This window comes from Solwaraspora sp. WMMD406 (assembly GCF_029626025.1).
GTDB lineage: Bacteria > Actinomycetota > Actinomycetes > Mycobacteriales > Micromonosporaceae > Micromonospora_E.
Genome location: NZ_JARUBF010000001.1, coordinates 2,564,973 through 2,584,184 on the forward strand (window position 1 = coordinate 2,564,973; position 19,212 = coordinate 2,584,184).

The window sequence follows — 19,212 nt, forward strand, 5'->3', positions numbered from 1 at the left end:
TAGCGCTCACATTGATCTTGGCCCCACGGTGCCGCCCGACTGCTCGGCGACGAACGCGCCCACCCCGGGTATGCCTTGGACCATGCCCTCCGCCTGCAGAGCGAGGATGGCTTGGCGGACGACCGACGTGGCGACCCGATGACGTTCCCGCAACTGCTCGGTGGGCGGCAGCCGATCGCCGGGACGCAGTTGACCGGACTCGACCTGCGCCCGGATGTCGTCCGCCACCTGCTGCCACTGCGGCCCTGTCGTCACTGGCACTCCGGCGCGTTGGTACTACGAGCCGGCGGATTCGTCGCGGTCGGCGACGAACACCCCAAGCCCGTGTACGCCCTCAACTACGCCCTGCATCTGCAACACGAGGATGGCGCGGCGGACCACTGTGGTCGACACGTTGTGCTGCTCGCGTAGCTGCGCCGTTGACGGTATCTGATCCCCCGGACCCAGCTCGCCGGATTCGATCTGCGAGCGGAGGTGATCAACGAGCTGTTCCCACTTGGGCTTGACGGGCATTTTGGACTCCCAGGTCTGCCCCGCCATTGGATCACAGCCCAGCTATGTACGACAAGACACAGCTACTACAGCAAAGCTCTGTGCGACCAGATGTACAAAGTTGGCTCCGGTGTCTTGCTTGGTGCGTCCGGGTGTGCAAAGCTCCCATTGACCGGTTCTCAGGTCTGCAAACCCGGAGCTGGTTTCCCGCAAGGAGCCTGGTCAGCCGGCCGCCCCGCCGGCTGACCAGGTGCGCCCTCTCCACCCTGAATGGGAGGCACCGACCGGTGACATCCGACCCCCCACCTGCCCCGAACCTGACCGCCACCGTCAACCAGAGGCCAGCGAACTACTACACGGTTTATGCGCGGAATGCAGTGATAGCGGCGCGACAGACCGTCGCGGCGCACACCACCTCGGCGTACAACGGGTGTTGTCTGGGCTGCGGACGGCCCGGCCCCTGCGCCGACCTGGCCGCCGCCGAAGCAACCCTGGCCCGCTACCACCGGCTGCCGTTCCGGAGGCCGGCATGACCGACACCGACGCGCCAGTGCGGAAAGACGACCCCGCCGACGGGCAGGCGTTGCAGGTGGCCGCCGACACGATCGACGTGCTGCGAGCCGTCGCCCTGGCGATGGAAACCGCCGTCACGCACGCCGACGAGCAGCTCGACAGCGGCCTGCATCCGGACGCCCGGCTGGCCACCGACCGCTACCAGACCGCGCTGCACGAGGCGTGGCAGGCGTACGGCGAGGTCCTCGACGCCGTCGTCGCCGGCCGTCCGCAGCTGCCGGGTGGTCGGCCGGTCGCGGTCGCGTCCATCCTGTACGGCCTGCGGACCGCCCGCCACCACGCCGCGCACGCCGCCGCCCAGCTGCCCGACCTGCGACACCGACTGGCGTACGCCGCCGACCGGCTGCACCGCAGCGACCACCCGCCGGCCCGGGCGACCGCCGATCGGCTGACCGCCGCACTCGGTCGGCTGCGCGATATCGAAATCAGCCTCGACCTCGGCAGCGGTGCGCTCGACCGCTACCTCGACGCCCTCGACACCGGCGTCGATCCGCCAGCCGCGCGAACCGCCCGGCTGGCCACGATCCGGCCGATGGCCAGCCCGAACGGTGACGCCGTCACCATCGGCACCCGGATGGCGGCGACGGTGGTCGCCGCCAACCGTCGGCACCTGCGGTTCCGGACCCGCTGGCAGGTGTTCCGCCAAGCGCTGTGGGACAACGTGAAGCGGGAGATCCGCCCGTGACGACAACCGAGCCACTGGCGGCGCTGACCTATCTGATGGCCGGGCAGGTGAGTGCCCACGACCGGCGGGTCCAGCGGTTCACCGAGGCCGAGCGGCAGCACTATCTTGACCTGCTCAGCGGCCTGTTCGTGCTCTGCGTCGACCGGCGGTTCCGCCGCGCCGACGGCCACGGCGCGGTGATCCGGTTCGTGGCCAGTGTCCGGGAACGGTTTGACCCCGACCGCACCCTGATCGACCCGACGGTCGCGGAGAACCTGCTGTTCGCCGCGCTCGGCGGTCACGATACGCTGCCGGCCACCGCCGAGAACGTCACCGTGCAGACGCTGCTCACCGTTGCCCTGGTCAGCGACGAGCAGCCCAGCCCGGCCGGCTACGACGCGCTGCTGTGTCAGGTCGACACCATGATCGCCACGGTGCCGCCCACCGACTAGGCATCCACCTCGACGATTGTTCCTTGATGGACTGACCGCATACGCTTGTCCGCAATCGACTTCGAGGACGGCCGATGACAGCGAACAGCCCGCCATCCACCATGCTGCTGCGGACAGCCGGTGGGTGTGATCTGCAGCCGGCGCGGCTGCTCGACGCCGTCGCCGACCAGCGGCGGCTGCTCCTCGACGACCTGCGCGGGTTCGGGCCGCAGGAGTGGTCCGCGTCGACCCGCTGCCCCGGCTGGTCCGTGCACGACACCGTACGGCACATGTCCGACGTCACCCGCGCGATCGCCGCCGACCCCGGCGACCGCACCCTCGACATGTCGGCCGGGTTCGACCCACGGATCACCCCGAACCGGTGGCTCGCGGCGTCTGCCGGTGAGCCACCCGCCGCCACCGTCGACCGGCTCGCCGCGACGACGGACGAGGTCCTTGCCGTGGCGCGGGGCCGGCTGGCCCGTGACGAACGGTTCGACGTCGCCCTGCCGTTCGGGCCGATGGACTGGACTGTGCTGGTGCTGCACGTCCTGTGGGACTCGTGGCTGCACGAACGGGACATCTTCCTGGCCCTCGGCGTCAACCGCCCGACCAGCTACGCGGAGCCGACCAGCTACGCGGAGCCGACCAGCTACGCGGAGCCGACCAGCACCGCGGAGCCGACCAGCTACGCCACCGCGTACGGACTGCTCATCGCTGCGGCCGTGGCACGGCGGTTCGGCGATCGGGTCAGCCACCGTCTCGCGCTCGGCGGCACCGGTGGTGGCATCTTCGAGCTGGATACCGACGACGCGGTGACGCTCACCGTCACGTCGACGCCGGCGGCCGGCCCACCCGCCGCCGAGGTGACCGACGCGTTGGCCGGGCGTGGCTCGGCCGCTGTGCTCGACGCCGTACCCGGCGGGGCGCGGACCGCCCTGACCCACCTGGCCACCTTCTTCACCACCCCGGTCGAGGAGACCGCAGTCTGATGGAGCACACGGTAGTACCTACGGGGTGATGACGATCCTGGCGCCGGCCGACCCGTCGGCCTGGGCCTGCCAGGCGGCGGCCACCTCGTCGAGTGGCCGTACCTGGTGGTCGACGGTCAGCCGGCCGGCGTGCGCGTGTCCGGCGATCGCGGCCAGCGCCGCCGCCCGTTGCGGTGCGGTCAGCTCGTTGTTGCTGTAGCCAAGTACGCGCAGCGCCCCGCCGCGCAGCGTGGCCGACTCGATCGGGGCGGTCGCCCCGGCCGAACCGCCCAGGTTGACCAGCCGGCCACCGGGCCGCAGCACCCGTAGCGCCGCTGCCGCCGGTACCCCGAACAGCGGGTCGAGGACCAGGTCGACCGGTCCGCCGGCGGCTTCCCGCAGCCGATCGGCGAGCCCCGGTACGTCGTCGTCGGCGCGTAGCGGCACCACCTCGTCGGCACCGAGGGCCCGCAGCCGATCGGCGGCGGCGGTCGACCGGGCGGCGGCGGTGACCCGGCGGGCCCCGACCAGCCGGGCGAGCTGCACCCCGACCTGCCCGACGGTGCCGCTGGCCCCGAGGACCAGTACGTCCTCCCCGGCGCGCAGCCCGCCGCGCAGGGTCAGCGCCGACCAGGCGGCGATCGCCGAGTAGCCGAGGGCGGCGATCAGCCGGTGGTCCACCCCGTCGGGCAGCGGCACCAGGTCGGCGACGGCCACGACGGCGTACTCGGCGAGGCCGCCGTCGCCCGGTGCCATGCCGGCGCGGGTCGGGAACCACACCCCGGAGCCGTCGGCGAGGGTGCCGACGCCCTGCACCCCTGGTACGTACGGCAGGGCCGGCGCGCCCAGGTAGGAGCTGCCGGAGGCGCAGAGCAGGTCCAGCGGGGTGATCGGCGCGGCGCTGACCCGGACCAGCACCTGCGCGGCTGCCGGCGTCGGCCGGGGCCGACGCTGCACGGTCGGCGGTCGCCCGTACCCGGTGAGCACGGCGGCGGACGTCGACTCCGACGCGGTGGACATCAGGTGGCGATGTCCGGGTACGGCAACGCGAAGTGGGCCAGCCGCAGCCCGTACTGTTTCTGATAGGCCAGCGGCTCGTCGTGGTCGCGTTCGAACATGGCGATGAACAGGGTCAACGTCAGGAACGGGTGTGCGCCCAGCTCGAACAGCCGCACGTGGTCGTGGGTGGCCAGCGCGTCGCGTTCGTCGTCGGTGAAGCGCAGCCAGGTGCTGGCCTCACCGGTGTGGCAGTTCAGGACGGAGTTCGCCCGTTCCGCCTCCCACCAGGTGACGAATTCCCGTGGCTCGGACCGGTAGCGCTCGACGAGCTCCGGGTCCCGGTCGACGGTGTAGAGGAACTTGTCCACAAGGTACTTGCTCATGCCGGCGCTCCGTTCGGGTACCAGGTGAAGTAGGCCTCCATGGTGTGGAACAGGTCGAGGGTGTCGACGTGGTGTGCCTTCGCGCCGGCTCCGGCGACTCCCATCATGAGCATGAAGTCCATGAAGCCGTGGGTGGCGTTGCCGGGGGAGTGCAGGCTGTCCAGGGTGACTTCGGCGAGGCAGCCGTCCAGGTCACCGTTGGCGATCCACTCCACCGCCCGCTGGTCGAACTCCGGGTCCGGGCCGTGCGGGCCGAACTGGCGCGGCCCGCCCAGCTCCAGCGACAGGTGCCCGGTGCCGATGATCGCGACCCGCAGGTGACTCGGCCACGACGCGACGATGTCCCGGATCGCCTCGCCGAGCTGTACGAAGCGTTTCGGCTGCGGCAGCGGCGGGGCGAAGATGTTGGTGTAGATCGGCACGATCGGCAGGTCGGCCTCGGGCCGCAGGGTGATGATCGGGCAGGTGATGCTGTGGTCGATCCGCAGCTCGTTGCTGAACGCCAGGTCGAAGCCGGCGTCCAGGCCGGCCCGCAGCAGGTGCCCGGACAGGTCCTCCTGGCCTTTGAGCAGCATCCGGGGCAGGCCGAACTCGCGTTCCTCGTTGTACCAGTTGGCGTCGTAGAACGGGGCCTTGCCGACCAGGAACTGCGGCATGTTGTCCAGCCACAGCTGGTGGAAGTGGTCGGAGCCGACCATCACCAGCACGTCCGGGTCGGCCTTGGTGAGGGTCTCCCGGAACGCGAGGATCTTGCGCTGCCACTCGTCGGCGAAGGGTGGCCGGTCCTCCCCGGTGGCGGTGGTGGCCCGGTAGTAGAACGGGTGGTGTGTGGAGGCGATGACCGCGACGATGCTGGCCATGGCCGCTCCTTCCAAGAGTGGGGATCAGGAGGTGGCAGGGGGGACGTAGCGGGCGTTGCGGTCGACGGTGCGGTAGATCTCCATGCCCAGCGGGTTGCGGCGTTCCTCGGCGAGGTGGCCGAGCAGGCCGGCGGTGCGGGCCAGCAGGGCGAAGCCGCGCAGCAGGTCGACCGGCAGGTCCAGGTCGGCCAGCGCGGCGCCGCAGACCCCGGCGCCGTTGAGCGGCAGGGCGCGGCCGAGCACCTGCGGGTGGACTCTGCCGATCGCTTCGAACAGCCGCAGGTGCGGTCCGCGCAGACCTTCGTCGTCCGCGATGCGGATCAACACCGGGGTACGCGGGTCGATGTCCTTGTGGACGGGGTGCCCGAGGCCGGGCAGCAGCCGTTTGGCGGCGCGGGCGTCGCGTACCGCCGCGAGGGCGACCTCGTCCCAGCCGGCGTCGTCGTCGGGGTGGGTGTCGAGCCCGGCGAGGACGTCGGCGAGGAACCGGCCGCAGTCCTCGGTGACGCCGAGGAAGCGGGAGCCGCCGCCGAGCAGGCCGGCGGCGATGGCGCCCTGCAGCGACTCGGGGGCGCTGAGGTACGTCAGTCGGGCGGCGATCGCGGTCGGGGTGAAGCCGTGGTCGGCCAGCGCGACGAGGACCGCTTCGAGGACCCGTACCTGTCCGGGGGTGGGTCGGTGGCCGGCGACCAGCCAGTACGCCAGCTCACCGAAGCCGACCTTGCCCATCAGGTCCTCGGCGAGGTCCTGGCCGAGCAGCCGGATCGTGGTCCGGTCGGAGGTGCCGATCGAGGTCGGGAAGTTTAGCCCCGGATCCTGCTTGTTCAGCTGGTCAGCCATGCGCGGATCTCCTCACCGTGTTCGTCGAGTGCGGGCGGCGGCGCGTCGTAGCGTGCCGGGGTCTGCGACAGGGTGATCGGGTGCCGGATGCCGGGTACGGCGGTGTCGCCGTCGCCGACGGTGACCACCGGGTCGAGGCCGAGTCGTTGCGCGAGCGCCACCCCGCCGTCGATGGTGTTGATCGGCGCGCACGGCACTCCGGCGGCGAGCAGGACCTCGAACCATTCGTCGCGGGTACGTGTCATCAGCTGCTCGACCAGCAGCGGGCGTAGTGCCTCGCGGTTGGCGGTGCGGTCCTGGTTGCGGCCGAACCGGGGGTCGTCGACCAGCTCCGGTACGCCGAGCACCTCGCACAGTTTGCGGAACTGCCCGTCGTTGCCGGCGATGACGATGAGTTCGCCGTCGGCGACCGGCAGCGGCTCGTACGGGAACAGGCTCGGGTGGGCGTTGCCCATCCGGAACGGCACGACGCCGCCGGCGACGTACCCGCTGCTGTGGTTGACCAGCCCGGACAGTGCCGACGACAGCAGGTTGACCTCGACGTGCTGGCCGGCGCCGGTCGTGTCGCGGTGGTGCAGGGCGGCGAGGATGCCGATGCTGGCGTGCAGCCCGGACATGACGTCGAAGACGCTGATCCCGGCCCGGTACGGCGACCCGTCGGCGTCGCCGGTGAGGCTCATCAGCCCGGAGACGGCCTGGACCATCAGGTCGTAGCCGGGGTAGGCGGCGCCGGCGCCGGTGCCGAAGCCGCTGATCGACGCGTAGATGATCTTGGCGTTGCGTTCGGCGACGCTGTCGTAGTCCAGGCCGAAGCGGCGCAGCCCACCGGGCTTGAAGTTCTCGATCAGCACGTCGGCGCGGTCGGCGAGCCGGCGGGCGATGTCGAGGTCGTCGGGGTCCTTGAGGTCCAGGGCGATGGACCGCTTGTTGCGGTTGATCCCCAGGTAGTAGGTGGAGACGCCGTCGCGGGCCGGCGGCATCCAGGTGCGGGTGTCGTCGCCGCCCGGCCCCTCGACCTTGATCACCTCGGCGCCGAGGTCGGCGAGCAGCATGGTGGCGTACGGGCCGGCGAGGATCCGGGAGAAGTCGGCGACCAGGAGTCCGTGCAGCGGCCCGGTGCCGCCGGCTGGTCGCGCGTCGGCAGCCGGTGCGTGGTGCTCGGTCATATCTGGTCGCCTCCCTCGTGCCCGTACGGACCAAGTGACCGTACAGCGGACGATCGTCCGAGAATGCGAGTCTCGGTTGGTCGGCCCCAGTGTGTCAACCCGTGGCGGCGGTCTCTCAGCAAACCTCCTGCTCCAGATCGTTAACGCTAGGCTGAAACAATTTAGAAATCTTCTCTTGACGTCGCTCGTGATCCGGAACACACTGGCTGGGATCGTGATTGACCGTCTAGCGGACAGTGGTCCGACAACCTGTGAAGCGGGATGGGAGAAGCGCCGATGAGCACAGACGCGCAGCAGACGGCGGGCCGGCCGGTGGTGTTCCGCAACGGTCTGGTGCTGACCATGGACGACAGCCACACGGTGCTGCCCCGCGCCGACGTGCTGATCGTCGGCGACCGGATCGCCGAGGTCGGCGAGGCGCTCGCCGTACCCGAGGGGACGCTGGAGATCGACGCGGCCGGCGGCATCGTCATGCCCGGCATGATCGACACCCACCGGCACATGTGGCAGACCGCGATGCGCGGATACGGTGCCGACTGGACACTCACCCAGTATTTCGTCTGGTACTACCTCGAATCCGGCAAACTGTTCCGCCCGGAGGACGTGTACGCCGGCAACCTGCTCGCCGCGACCGAGGCCATCGACGCCGGGGTCACCACCACCGTCGACTGGTCACACGGGTTGCAGACCCCGCAGCACGCCGACGCCGCCGTCGACGCCCTCGAAGCCGTCCCCGGCCGGTTCGTCCTGGCTTACGGCAACCTGCAGCAGGGCCCGTGGGAGTGGGCGACCAGCCCCGGCTTCCGCGACTTCGTCACCCGCCGCGTCCACGGCAAGGGCGACATGCTCGGCTTCCAGATGGCCTTCGACGTCACCGGTGATCCGACCTTCCCGGAGAAGGCCGCCTTCGAGGTGGCCCGGGAACTCGGCGTGCCGGTGACCACCCACGCCGGGGTCTGGGGCGCGACCAACGACGACGGCATCCGGCTGATGCACGAGAACGGCTTCATGACCGAGGAAACCGTCTACGTGCACGCCGCCACCCTCAACCGCGACTCGTACAACCGGATCGCCGCCACCGGCGGCTCGGTCTCGGTCTCCACCGAGAGCGAGCAGAGCGCCGGCCAGGGCTACCCGCCCACCTGGCAGCTGCGCCAGCACGACATCCCGGTGTCGCTGTCGATGGACACCAGCGTCTGGTGGAGCGGCGACCTGTTCTCCGCGATGCGCTCCACGCTCAGCGCCGACCGCTCCCGCGAACACCTCGAAGCGCACGGGCGACAGGAGACCGTCACCCACTGCCACCTGCGGGCCGAGCAGGTCGTCGACTGGGCCACCCGGGGCGGGGCGCGGGCATTGGGCATGGACAGCCTGGTCGGCGCGCTCACCGCCGGTCGCAAGGCCGACGTGGTGCTGATCAAAAACGACGCCTCGCCGGTGATGTTCCCGGTCATCCACCCGTACGGGCACGTCGCCTTCCAGGCCCAACGCGGCGACGTGCACAGCGTGGTGATCGACGGCCGGCTGGTCAAGCACGACCACCGCCTGGTCGACGTCGATCTGGCCGCCGCCCGCGCCGCCGTCGCGCGCACCATCGAGCACCTCATCGAGCGGATGGGCGCCGATGCCTGGGCCAAGGGCATGAACCCGGACATCCCGGAGACCAAGGTGCTGGACAACCCGTACACCTACACCCAGTGGGACGCCGGCAGCGCCCAATGGAAGCATTGACCTTCTGGACAACCCCCGGCGGACACCCGTCCGCCGGGGCCGTCCCCGGCCGGGTGCCACCCGCCGGGTCACCGGCAGCGGAGGGTCGCCATGGCGCGGGAAGCCGGACGTGAGGCCGGACGTGAAGGCGGACGTGAAGGCGGACGTGAAGGCGGACGTGAAGGCGGACGTGAAGGCGGACGCGAAGCCGGTGCCGACTTCATCGAGGCGCTGGCCCGAGGGCTGGACGTGCTGCGCTGCTTCCGGCCCGGCCGGCCCACGATGACGCTGAGCGAGATCGCCGCCGCCACCGGGCTGGCCCGCCCGACCGTACGGCGGATCCTGCTCACCCTCGACGAGCTGGGGTACGTGCGCAGCGCTGCCGACCGGGGCTTCGCGCTCACCCCGCGCGTGCTCGAACTCGGCATGGCGTACGTCAACGCGTTGAGCATCTGGGACGTGGCCCGGCCGCACATGCGACGCCTGGTCGAGCAGACCGGCGAGTCGACGTCGATGGCGCAGCTCGACGGCAGCGACATCGTCTACGTGACCCGGGTCGCCGTACCGAAGATCGTCACCCTGGCGGTGACCATCGGCACCCGGTTCCCGGCGGTGGCCACCTCGATGGGCAAGGTGCTGCTGGCCGCGCTCGACGACGACGAGCTGACCGCCGTACTGGCCCATCCGGGACGCTCCGGCATCACCCCGCGCTGGCAGCCGGAGCGGGCCGAGCTCGACCGGGTGCTGCGCGAGGTCCGGGCCCGTGGCTGGGCCGCCGCCGACCAGGACCTGGCCGCCGGGATCCGGTCGGTCGCCACCGGGGTACGCGACGGCGACGGTCGGGTTGTCGCGGCGGTGAACGTGACCGTGCACGCTGCCGAGACCTCGATGGAGAAGCTGCTCGGCGAGCATCTTCCCCGGCTGCTCAGCACCGCCGCCGACATCGGTCACGACTGGGCGCGGCTGGACGCCGTCCCGATGGAGACCGTACGGCAGCCGCAGCCGCAGCCGCAGCCGGCCGGGCGGTGACGATCCCGGCCCTGGTCGGCGTCGCGGTGCGTGACCTCGGCGTTGAGGCGGCTAAATCCGGCAAATATCGCGCTTGGCACCAAAAGCACTGATAGAACTGTCCGTACCTGTCAGGGTGCGGAGAGTGGGTGCGGAGCGGAATGACCAGTGCCGAGCTGGCCACTAGGGACGTCCGGGAGCACCCGACCGGTTCGGCCCGGCCTGCCGCCACCGACGGCCGGACGCACGGCACGTTTCGCCGCGACATCGAGGGACTGCGGGCCGTCGCCGTACTACTCGTCGTCCTCTATCACGCGGGAGTCCCGCTGTTCGGCGGCGGCTACGTCGGCGTCGACGTCTTCTACGTCATCTCCGGGTTCGTGGTCACGACGGTGCTGCTCCGCGAGTACGCCACCCACGGGACGATCTCCATCGTCGGCTTCTACGCCCGACGGGCTCGGCGGCTGCTGCCCGCCGCCGTCCTGGTGCTGCTCGCCACCCTGGCCGCCGCCTGGTGGTGGCTGCCGCTGCAGGTGCAGTGGATCGCCACCCAGGCGATCGCGAGCGCCGCGTACTGCGTGAACTTCCTGCTGGCCCGCAACAGCGTCGACTACCTGGACACGATGCGCCGGGAGTCGCCGCTGGAACACTACTGGTCGCTGGCGGTCGAGGAGCAGTTCTATCTGTGCTGGCCGCTGCTGCTGCTCGCGCTGCTCGGCCTACCTCGACTGCTGCGGTGGCGGTCGACCCGGTCCCGGCCCGGCGGGTCCTGGTGGCGTCCGGGTGACCTGCGGCCGACGCTGGTCATCGTGGCCGGTGTCGCCGTGCTGTCCTTCGCGCTCTGTGTCTGGCTGACCGCCACGTCCCCGGGGTACGCGTACTTCGGCTCACCGGCCCGGGCCTGGCAGTTGCTGGCCGGCGTGCTGATCGCGCTCGCGGCCGGGGCCATGACCCGGATCCCGGCCCGACTGGCCGCCGGCATGACCTGGGCCGGGTTGGCCGCCGTGGCGACGGCGGCCCTGCTGTTCGACAGCACGACACCGTTTCCCGGCTATCCGGCGCTGCTGCCGGTCGCCGGTGCGGCGCTGGTGATCGCCGCCGGCTGCGCGCCGCACACCGGCGGAGCCGGTGGCCTGCTCGCCCTGCGTCCGCTGCGGTGGATCGGGCGGCTGTCGTACTCGTGGTACCTGTGGCACTGGCCGTTCCTGGTGATCGGTGCCGCGTTGCTCGGCGGCCGGACCACGATCTGGCAGAACCTGGGCCTGGCCGGCGGTGCGCTGGTCGCCGCCGCCGGCACGTACCTGCTGGTCGAGGCCCCGTTGCGGCACCGCCGCCGGGTAGCGCGGCCGTGGCGGACCGTCGGCCTGGCGGCCGCGGCGTCCGCCGTCGTCGTCGCGGTCGCGGTACCGGCGCTGGCGACGAAACCGTCGCTCGTCGGGCCGGGCCGGCCGGTCGACACCGCCGCGCTGCTGGCCGCCTCGACCGACGTCGATCAGGACCTGGCCCGGTTGGTCGCCGCCAGTGCCGAGTCCGGCCCGGTGCCGGCCAACCTGACCCCGCCGCTGCCCGAGGTGACCACCGACATCCCGGCCGTGTTCCACGACGGCTGCGTGGTCCTGCGGATCACCGACACCGGCACCGACCACCCCTGCCGGTACGGCGACCCGTCGGCGGCCCGGACGGTGGTGCTGTTCGGTGACTCGCACGCGGGCAGCTGGTTCCCTGCGGTGCGCCGACTGGCCGACGAACGCGGCTGGCGACTGATCGTCATGGTCAAGGGGTTCTGCAGCGCCGCCTCGGTGCGATTCCACCTCGACTCGGTCAACCGACCGTACGACGAGTGCGTCCGATGGCGCGAGCAGGCCCTGCGCCGGATCGGCGAGCTGCGGCCGGCGATGGTGATCACCTCGTCGACCAACTACACCTTCGGGGACCCGGTCGGGGCCCACCCCGACCGTGACCAGGTCTGGACCGACGGCTGGGTCGAGACCGTCGCCCGGATCAGGTCCACCGGCAGCGACGTGGTGTTGATCGGTGACGTTCCCTGGCTGCCGCCGACCGTGGTCGACTGCCTCGCGCTGCACCTGGGCGACGCGCGGACCTGTCACGGTGCGGTGGCCGACGTGGTGCTGGAGCCGCGTCGGCGGCAGATGATCGCCGACGCGACCCGCCGGCAGGGTGCCCTGGTCGTCGACCCGACCCCGTGGTTCTGTACGTCCACGGTCTGTCCGGCGGTCGTCGGCAACGTGGTCACGTTGCGCGACGGCAACCACATCTCGGCCACCTACTCGCGGTTGCTGTGGCGGGCGTTGGACGAGCGGATCGGTGCGTTGGGCGCCTAGTGGACATCGTGAGCAGCTCCCGACAGGGCGCCGGTACGGGACCGGGGGTACCGGGTCCCGTACCGGCGCCTCGGACCGATCGGCGACCCGTGCGGGCGCACCGTCCACCACGGACGCCGTTGGCGAGCTGGCTGCTGGCGGTGACTCTGATTCCGGCGACCAGCACCGTGCTGGCCGCCGTGGATCCCCGGCTGCGGCACTGGTTCCTGATCCCGGTCACGGTCTGCGGGGTGCTGATCGGGGTCGACGCCGTCGAGTGGCTGCGACGCCGGCGAGACGTTTTCGACCCGCAGGCGATTCTCGGCCTGTTCGGCGTTCATTTCTACTATGTGGCGCCGGTGCTGCACGTACTGCTGGACTACTGGCCGGCGCTGCTGTACCCGTCGGCGTCCGGGTGGCGGCCGGCGTTGGGCGCGATGGCGCTGGTGAACATGGCCGGGCTGGCCGTCTACCGGCTGGTGGTGTCGCTGCCCCGTCGGGGCCATCGGGTGGCCCGGCCGGCGCGGTGGAGTCCGGCGCGGTTCCATGCGGCCGCCGGGGCCGCGGTGATGATCGGCGTCGCGGCGTTCGCGATCGAGGTCCTCCTCCTCGGCGGGCCAAGTGGCTTCCTCTCGGCCATGACGCAGGACCGTTCGGCGCTGACCGGGATGGGCTGGCTGCTGCTGATCAGCGAGTCGTTCCCGCTGTTGGCGTTCTGCCTGATCATGGTGCGGTGGCGGCACCTGCTCCGTCGCCGGGTCGACCTGGTGGTGTTGCTGCTGGTCGCGCTGGTCGCCGTCCAGTTCCTGGTGGGTGGTCTGCGGGGCAGCCGGTCGGCGGTGTTGTGGCCGCTGGTGCTCGGGCTGGTGCTGGTGCATCTGCTGGTGGTGCCGATCACCAGGAAGGCGTTCGTCGCGTCGGCGGCGGCTGTCGTCGTCTTCGTGTACGCCTACGGCCTCTACAAGGGTGCCGGGGTGGAGGTCGTCGACATCGCCAAGGGCACCCGTACCATCGAGGAGGTCTCCGCCGAGACCGGCCGTGACCTGCCGACCGTGCTGCTGTCCGATCTGGGACGGGCGGACATCCAGGCGTTGCTGCTGGACCGGCACCGCGCGGGGATCACCGACGGCAGTTTCGGCAGCACCTACGTGGCCGCGCCGTTGTCGCTGGTGCCGGGCCCGTGGGGTGCCGAATGGTTCCGGAGCAAGACGGCGGTCGGCACGGACGCGTTGTACGGGCACGGGACGTACGCCTCCGGTGTGAGCTCCCAGCGGGTCTTCGGCGTCACCGGCGAGGCGATACTCAACTTCGGACCGGTCGGCGGCCTGGTGTCGTTCCTGCTGCTCGGTTTGTTCCTCCGGTTCGCCACCCGCTACTACGCGCGGGCGAAGCAGCACGACGCCCTCACGGCCAAGCTGCTCTGTCTGCCGCTGTGCGCGATCACCATCATTCTGGTCACCGCTGACCTGGACAACATCCTGGCGTTCTATCTCGGTGAGGTACTGCCGCTGGCGCTCGTGGTGCTCGGCGCGCGGGCGCTCACGCCGCCGGCCCGTTCGTTGCCGGTCGGCCCGTTGCCGGCCCGTTCGTTGCCACTCGGTCTGTTGCCGGACGGACCAGCGACAATCCCGAATACCGACAATCCGTGTCTAATACCTTGATAGCCTCAAATCAGCGCAATCCTTGTAGGAGGTGCATCGGGTGGACGACATGCATGTCGTGATCATGGCTGGGGGCAAAGGGGTACGGCTGCGTCCGTACACCACTGCGCTGCCCAAGCCGCTGGTGCCGATCGGCGAGCACTACGCGATCCTCGACGTGGTCCTGCACCAGCTGGCCGCCTGCGAGTTTCGGACCGTGACCATCGCGATCAACCACCACGGCGCACTGATCCGGGCGTTCGTCGGCGACGGCACCCGGTTCGGCCTGCGCGTGGACTACGCCGAGGAACGGACCCCGCTGTCCACCGTCGGACCACTGTTCGGGCTGCGTGACCGGCTGCCCGAGCGCTTCCTGGTGATGAACGGCGACATCCTGACCAACCTCGACTATGCCGACCTGCTGCGTGCCCACACCGACTCGGGTGCCCCGGTGACCGTGGCGACCTTCCGCCGCAAGGTCAAGGTCGACTTCGGCGTGCTCGCGGTCGAGGGGGACAAGGTCGTCGAGTTCAAGGAAAAGCCCACTTTGGACTACCGGGTCAGCATGGGTGTCTACGGGCTCACCCGACAGACGATCGCCGGATATCCCAGCGGCATCGAGTTCGGGTTCGACCAACTCATGCTCGACCTGATCGCGCGGGGCGACCCGCCCGCCGCCTACGACTTCGACGGCTACTGGCTGGACATCGGCCGACCCGAGGACTACGACGAGGCGAACCGCAGCTTCGAGACGTTGAAACCGATCCTGCTGCCGGCAGCGCTGCGCGAGCCCGCGTGAGCGCGCGACCGGGCACGCCGGATCTCGGATCGGGGCAGCCGGATCTCGAACAAGACCGGCCGGATCTCGAACAAGACCGGCCGGATCTCGTACCGGACCGGCCGGACCTCCAACAAGGAGCGACAATGGTCAATCGAATTGGCATCGTGGGAATGGGCTACGTCGGGCTGACCCTGGCGGCCGGCCTGGCCCGCAACGGATTCGAGGTGCACGGCGTCGACAGCGAGCCGCGGGTCCGCGAAGCCCTGTCCGCCGGACGGGTCCACCTGTACGAACCCGGCCTCGCCGAAGTGCTGCGCGACACCCTCGGCCGGACGCTGTTCGTCCACCCGACGCTTCCACCGGGCCTCGACGCGGCCGTCATCTGCGTGTCCACCCCGGTCCGCGACGACACCCGGCAGCCGGACCTGACCAACATCGCGGCCGCCGCGACCCAGATCGCCCGGCACTGCGGACCGGAAACCCTGGTCGTGGTCCGCAGCACCGTACCGGTCGGCACCAGCCGGCGGATCGTCCTGCCGGCGCTGATCGAAGCCTGGGGCAGGGCCCGGCTGGTGATGGCACCCGAACGCACCATCCAGGGGCAGGCGTTGCGCGAACTCACCGAACTACCGCAGGTGGTCGGCGGTCTCGACGACGACAGCCGACGCGCCGGGGAAGCGCTGTTCGGCCGGCTCGCCCGGCAGGTCGTCCCCGTCTCCAGCCTGGAGACCGCCGAACTGGTGAAGCTGGCCAACAACTGCCACACCGACCTGATCTACGCGTACGGCAACGAGATCGCCCTGCTCGCCGGGGCGCACGGCGTGGACCCGCTGGAGGTCGTCCGGGCCGCCAACCACGACTACCCCCGACCCGACCTGGCCCGCCCCGGCTTCGTCGGCGGAAGCTGCCTGTCCAAGGACCCGTACCTGTTCGCCGCCAGCGCACCGGCGCACACCCCGTCCCTCGTCGCCGCCGCCCGGCAGCGCAACGAGCAGTTGCCGACGCAGGTGGCGGAGACCGTCGTCGGGCGGCTGCGGCAGCTGCGTGGCGCGACCGCCGGGGCGACCCTGGCCGTACTCGGCTGGGCGTACAAGGGCTGGCCACCCACCGACGACATGCGCGGTGCGGCGGTGGTCACGATGATGCCGGCGTTCGACCGGGCCGGGCTGCGGGTGCTGGGCCACGACCCGCTGGTGGCCGACGAGGTGATCCGAGCCCACGGTGGTGAGCCGGTCAGCCTCGACAAGGCGTTCAGCGAGGCCGACGCGGTCCTGCTGCTCAACGATCACCCCGACTACCGGGGGCTGCCGGTGGGGACGCTGCTGCCCGGCACCAGGGTCCGGTTCGTCTATGACTCGTGGCGGATCCTCGACGAGGAGTCGGTACGGGCGGCCGGGGCGCACTACGAGAGCCTGGGCTACCGAGCGAGCCGGGAGCTGGTGTGATGCGCGCGCTGGTCCTCGGCGGTGCCGGGTTCATCGGCCTGCACCTGGTGCGCCGGCTGGTCGCCGACGGCCACTCGGTCACCATCGTCGACGACTTCTCCCGGGGCCGTGACGACGCCGACCTCGCCCGGGTCTGCGCCGACCCGGCGGTCGAGGTGGTCGCCGGTGACCTCACCAGGGCCGCGACCTGGGCTGCGTTGCCCCGCCACTGGGACCAGGTCTACCTGCTGGCCGCCGTCGTCGGGGTGCGCAACGTCGAGGCCGACCCGGCTCGGGTGGTCCGGATCAACGCGCTCGTCGCGTTGCACCTGATGGACTGGATCGGCGCCGCCGACCGGGTCTTCTTCAGCTCCACCAGCGAGGTGTACGCCGGCGCGGTCGACGCCGGGGTGGCCGCCGTACCGACCGGGGAGGACGTCCCGGCGATGGTGGCCGACGTGACGGCACCCCGGTTCGCGTACGCCACCAGCAAACTGCTGGGCGAGGCCGCCGTGCTGCACGGGTCCCGGGCGGTCGGCGCGCACGCCGTGGTCGGCCGGTTCCACAACGTATACGGGCCCCGGATGGGCGCCGACCATGTCGTCCCGGAGATGTCCCTGCGGGCGCTGCGCGGCGAGGACCCGTTCCGGGTGCCGGGCGCCGACCAGTACCGCGCCTTCTGCTACGTCAACGACGCCGTCGAGGCAGTGGTCCGGCTGATGGCCACCCCGGAGGCCGCCGGCCGGATCGTGCACGTCGGCGACGACACCGAGCAGACCAACATCGCCGACCTGGCGAAGCTGGTGCTGCGTACCGCCGGCAGCCACGCGAGCCTGCGGCCCGAACCGGCACCCGCCGGCTCGGTGCGTCGGCGCTGTCCGGACCTGGGCCTGCTGCGCCGGCTCACCGGCTACCAGCCGGCGGTCGCTCTGGAGGAGGGCGTCGGGCGGACCTTCGCCTGGTACCGCGACCACGACCGACCGACCGTCTCTGAAGGGAAGGTGCCGCCATGTGGGTGAGTCCGCACCGGACCGAAGGGGAGGTGCCGCCATGTGGGTGAGTCCGCACCGGACCGAAGGGGAGGTGCTGCCATGGCGGTGAGTCTGCGTCGCAGGATCCTCGACGCGGTCGACGACCGGGTCGACCCCCGGATCATCGCCGGGCTCGGCGGGATCGTGTTGTCGCTGCGGGCCCGCTCGCGGTGCGTCGTGCGGTACGAGGACGACACCTGGATCCACCGGTACCGGGGCGGGACGGTGGTCAACACCGAGCTGGGCGGGCTGTCCGCCGAGCGTGAGGACGAGGTGGTCCGGGATACCTTCCTGTACGGCTACCAGCCACGTCCCGGGGACACTGTCGTCGACATCGGGGCCGGTGTCGGTACCGAGGTCCGGTTGTTCTCCCGGATGGTCGGTGACCTGGGCCGGGTGCTCAGCATCGAGGCGCATCCGCGCACGTTCCGCTGCCTACGTCGTACCGTCGAGCTGAACCGGCTGTCCAACGTGACGCTGCTGGAATGCGCGGTGGTCGACGAGGCCGCGACGGTCCGCATCGACGAGGACGCACTCGGCCACATCCGCAACGGGATCAGCCAGGACGGCACCGGCGGGATCGAGGTCGCCGGTCGCCGGCTGGACGAGATCCTGCGTGGCTGCGGAGTCGACCGGGTCGACCTGCTCAAGATGAACATCGAGGGCGCCGAGCTGAGCGTGCTGGAGGGGTCCCGCGACGTGCTCGACGTCGTCGACAATCTCGTCGTCTCCTGCCACGACTTCAAGGCCGAGGGCCCGGCCGACGCCTGGATGCGGACGTTCGTCCCGGTCCAGGCGCTGCTGCACGATGCCGGATACACGATCACCACCCGGCCGGCCGACCCCCGGCCGTGGATCCCGTACTACGTGTACGCCTCCCGAGGCAGGCGCTGATGCGACTGTTCTACATCGGCGGCATCGGCCGCAGCGGCAGCACCCTGCTCGAACGGGTGCTCAACGAACTGCCCGGCGTGTGCGGGCTGGGCGAGGTCGCGCAGGTCTGGGACAACGGGGTACGGGACAACCGGCTGTGCGGCTGCGGTGTCCCGTTCCGCAGCTGTCCGCTGTGGAGCAGGATCGGCGAGTACGCGTTCGGCGGGTGGGACAACGTCGACCTCGACCGGATCTCGTGGCTGCGCGACACCGTTGGCCGTACCCGGCACGTGGGGTCGCTGGCCGCGCCGTGGCTCGGTCACCGGCGTCGGTCCCGGGTGCGCGAGTACGTCGACTACCACGCGCGCGTCTACACCGCCGCCGCGGTGGTGACCGGGGCGCGGGTCGTCGTCGACTCGTCCAAGGACACCGCGTTGGCGTACTGCCTGCGTTGGGCCGGACCGGCCGATCTGCGGATTCTGCATCTGGTGCGGGACCCGAGGGGCGTGGCGTACTCGTGGACGCGGCGGGTGCACGACCCGGAGTCCGGCACCGACGTCGCGGTCCCGATGTTTCCGGCGGCCCGGTGCGCGCTGACCTGGAGCGGGCACAACGCGGCGTACGACCTGTTGACCCGGCTTGGCCGGCGGCGCCGGGGGGCCGGCGCCGGACGGCTGGTGCACCGGATGCGGTACGAGGAGTTCCTCGCCGACCCGCAGGCGGCGGTCGTCACGTTGAGCCGACTCGCCGGCCTGCCGGCGACCGGGGTCGACCTGTCCTACCTGTCCGAAGGGGAGGCGGAGCTGAGCGAGTTGCACAGCGTCTCCGGCAACCGGATGCGGTTCACCACCGGGCGTACGACGCTTCGGGTCGACGACGCGTGGCGTACGGCGCTGCCGGTCGCCGCCCGCAGGACCGTCACCGGGTTGTGCGCGCCACTGCTGCGCCGGTACGGCTACCACCGCCCGCTGCCGGTCCTGTCCGTGCCGTCGCGGACCGATGCTGCCGAATCGCGGCTCCCACAACGGCAAAAAGTATAGATTGA

At 71.0% G+C, this 19,212-nt stretch carries 20 protein-coding genes; 13 read left to right on the forward strand and 7 right to left on the reverse strand.

The window, feature by feature from the left end; genetic code table 11:
- Positions 1–6: 6 nt before the first annotated feature.
- The gene (locus O7632_RS11665; protein WP_278113951.1) at positions 7–255 is read right to left on the reverse strand and encodes a winged helix-turn-helix domain-containing protein; all 249 of its coding nucleotides are present in this window, start codon (positions 253–255) and stop codon (positions 7–9) included.
- Between the two features lie 21 nt (positions 256–276).
- Positions 277–540, reverse strand: a complete 264-nt coding sequence (locus tag O7632_RS11670) for a winged helix-turn-helix domain-containing protein (protein WP_278113953.1) — start codon at positions 538–540, stop codon at positions 277–279.
- Between the two features lie 239 nt (positions 541–779).
- Here O7632_RS11670 and O7632_RS11675 point away from each other — a divergent pair, with 239 nt between their 5' ends.
- The 4 genes from O7632_RS11675 (at position 780) to O7632_RS11690 (ending at position 3,152) form a co-directional block, all read left to right on the forward strand.
- Positions 780–1,025, forward strand: a complete 246-nt coding sequence (locus O7632_RS11675; RefSeq protein ID WP_278113955.1) for a hypothetical protein — start codon at positions 780–782, stop codon at positions 1,023–1,025.
- Complete coding sequence (locus O7632_RS11680; RefSeq protein WP_278113957.1) at positions 1,022–1,750, forward strand: hypothetical protein; 729 nt, start codon at positions 1,022–1,024, stop codon at positions 1,748–1,750. Before O7632_RS11675 ends, O7632_RS11680 begins: the two co-directional genes overlap by 4 nt.
- Entirely contained in the window at positions 1,747–2,181 is a 435-nt protein-coding gene (locus O7632_RS11685) for a hypothetical protein (RefSeq protein ID WP_278113958.1), read from the forward strand. The genes O7632_RS11680 and O7632_RS11685 overlap by 4 nt, the downstream gene beginning before the upstream one ends.
- A gap of 74 nt (positions 2,182–2,255) precedes the next feature.
- Positions 2,256–3,152, forward strand: coding sequence for a maleylpyruvate isomerase family mycothiol-dependent enzyme (locus O7632_RS11690; RefSeq protein ID WP_278113960.1), 897 nt, complete (start codon positions 2,256–2,258; stop codon positions 3,150–3,152).
- Positions 3,153–3,170: 18 nt separating this feature from the next.
- Here the strand turns inward: O7632_RS11690 and O7632_RS11695 are convergent, their stop codons facing one another.
- From O7632_RS11695 to O7632_RS11715, 5 genes are read right to left on the reverse strand one after another with little or no spacing between them, the layout of a single operon-like run.
- Complete coding sequence (locus tag O7632_RS11695) at positions 3,171–4,151, reverse strand: zinc-binding dehydrogenase (protein WP_278113961.1); 981 nt, start codon at positions 4,149–4,151, stop codon at positions 3,171–3,173.
- A complete protein-coding gene (locus O7632_RS11700) occupies positions 4,151–4,513 on the reverse strand; it encodes a hypothetical protein (RefSeq protein ID WP_278113962.1) in 363 nt (120 codons plus the stop codon). The genes O7632_RS11695 and O7632_RS11700 overlap by 1 nt, the downstream gene beginning before the upstream one ends.
- The gene (locus O7632_RS11705) at positions 4,510–5,373 is read right to left on the reverse strand and encodes an extradiol ring-cleavage dioxygenase (protein ID WP_278113964.1); all 864 of its coding nucleotides are present in this window, start codon (positions 5,371–5,373) and stop codon (positions 4,510–4,512) included. The genes O7632_RS11700 and O7632_RS11705 overlap by 4 nt, the downstream gene beginning before the upstream one ends.
- Before the next feature lie 24 nt (positions 5,374–5,397).
- A complete protein-coding gene (locus O7632_RS11710) occupies positions 5,398–6,213 on the reverse strand; it encodes a citryl-CoA lyase (protein ID WP_278113966.1) in 816 nt (271 codons plus the stop codon).
- Positions 6,198–7,379: a CaiB/BaiF CoA-transferase family protein gene (locus O7632_RS11715; protein ID WP_278113968.1), complete on the reverse strand. Its 1,182-nt coding sequence runs from the start codon at positions 7,377–7,379 to the stop codon at positions 6,198–6,200. The genes O7632_RS11710 and O7632_RS11715 overlap by 16 nt, the downstream gene beginning before the upstream one ends.
- A 276-nt stretch (positions 7,380–7,655) precedes the next feature.
- Here O7632_RS11715 and O7632_RS11720 point away from each other — a divergent pair, with 276 nt between their 5' ends.
- The 9 genes from O7632_RS11720 to O7632_RS11760 all read left to right on the forward strand — a co-directional run bounded on the left by O7632_RS11720 (position 7,656) and on the right by O7632_RS11760 (position 19,207).
- Positions 7,656–9,110, forward strand: coding sequence for an amidohydrolase family protein (locus O7632_RS11720; protein WP_278113970.1), 1,455 nt, complete (start codon positions 7,656–7,658; stop codon positions 9,108–9,110).
- Positions 9,111–9,200: 90 nt separating this feature from the next.
- Positions 9,201–10,118, forward strand: a complete 918-nt coding sequence (locus O7632_RS11725) for an IclR family transcriptional regulator C-terminal domain-containing protein (RefSeq protein ID WP_278113973.1) — start codon at positions 9,201–9,203, stop codon at positions 10,116–10,118.
- 140 nt (positions 10,119–10,258) lie between these two features.
- Positions 10,259–12,439, forward strand: a complete 2,181-nt coding sequence (locus O7632_RS11730) for an acyltransferase family protein (RefSeq protein WP_278113974.1) — start codon at positions 10,259–10,261, stop codon at positions 12,437–12,439.
- A gap of 140 nt (positions 12,440–12,579) precedes the next feature.
- Positions 12,580–14,079, forward strand: coding sequence for a hypothetical protein (locus O7632_RS11735; protein ID WP_278113976.1), 1,500 nt, complete (start codon positions 12,580–12,582; stop codon positions 14,077–14,079).
- 49 nt (positions 14,080–14,128) lie between these two features.
- On the forward strand, positions 14,129–14,857 hold the full coding sequence (locus O7632_RS11740) for a sugar phosphate nucleotidyltransferase (RefSeq protein ID WP_278119987.1): 729 nt from the start codon (positions 14,129–14,131) through the stop codon (positions 14,855–14,857).
- 125 nt (positions 14,858–14,982) lie between these two features.
- Positions 14,983–16,284: a nucleotide sugar dehydrogenase gene (locus O7632_RS11745; RefSeq protein ID WP_278113978.1), complete on the forward strand. Its 1,302-nt coding sequence runs from the start codon at positions 14,983–14,985 to the stop codon at positions 16,282–16,284.
- Positions 16,284–17,282 (forward strand): NAD-dependent epimerase/dehydratase family protein, encoded by a 999-nt coding sequence (locus O7632_RS11750; protein WP_278113979.1) that lies wholly within the window; start codon positions 16,284–16,286, stop codon positions 17,280–17,282. Before O7632_RS11745 ends, O7632_RS11750 begins: the two co-directional genes overlap by 1 nt.
- 72 nt (positions 17,283–17,354) lie before the next feature.
- Positions 17,355–18,188 carry an FkbM family methyltransferase gene (locus O7632_RS11755; protein ID WP_278113981.1) on the forward strand — a complete coding sequence of 278 codons (834 nt, stop codon included), beginning with the start codon at positions 17,355–17,357 and terminating at the stop codon, positions 18,186–18,188.
- Entirely contained in the window at positions 18,188–19,207 is a 1,020-nt protein-coding gene (locus O7632_RS11760) for a sulfotransferase (RefSeq protein ID WP_278113982.1), read from the forward strand. The genes O7632_RS11755 and O7632_RS11760 overlap by 1 nt, the downstream gene beginning before the upstream one ends.
- The last annotated feature ends 5 nt before the right edge of the window (positions 19,208–19,212 follow it).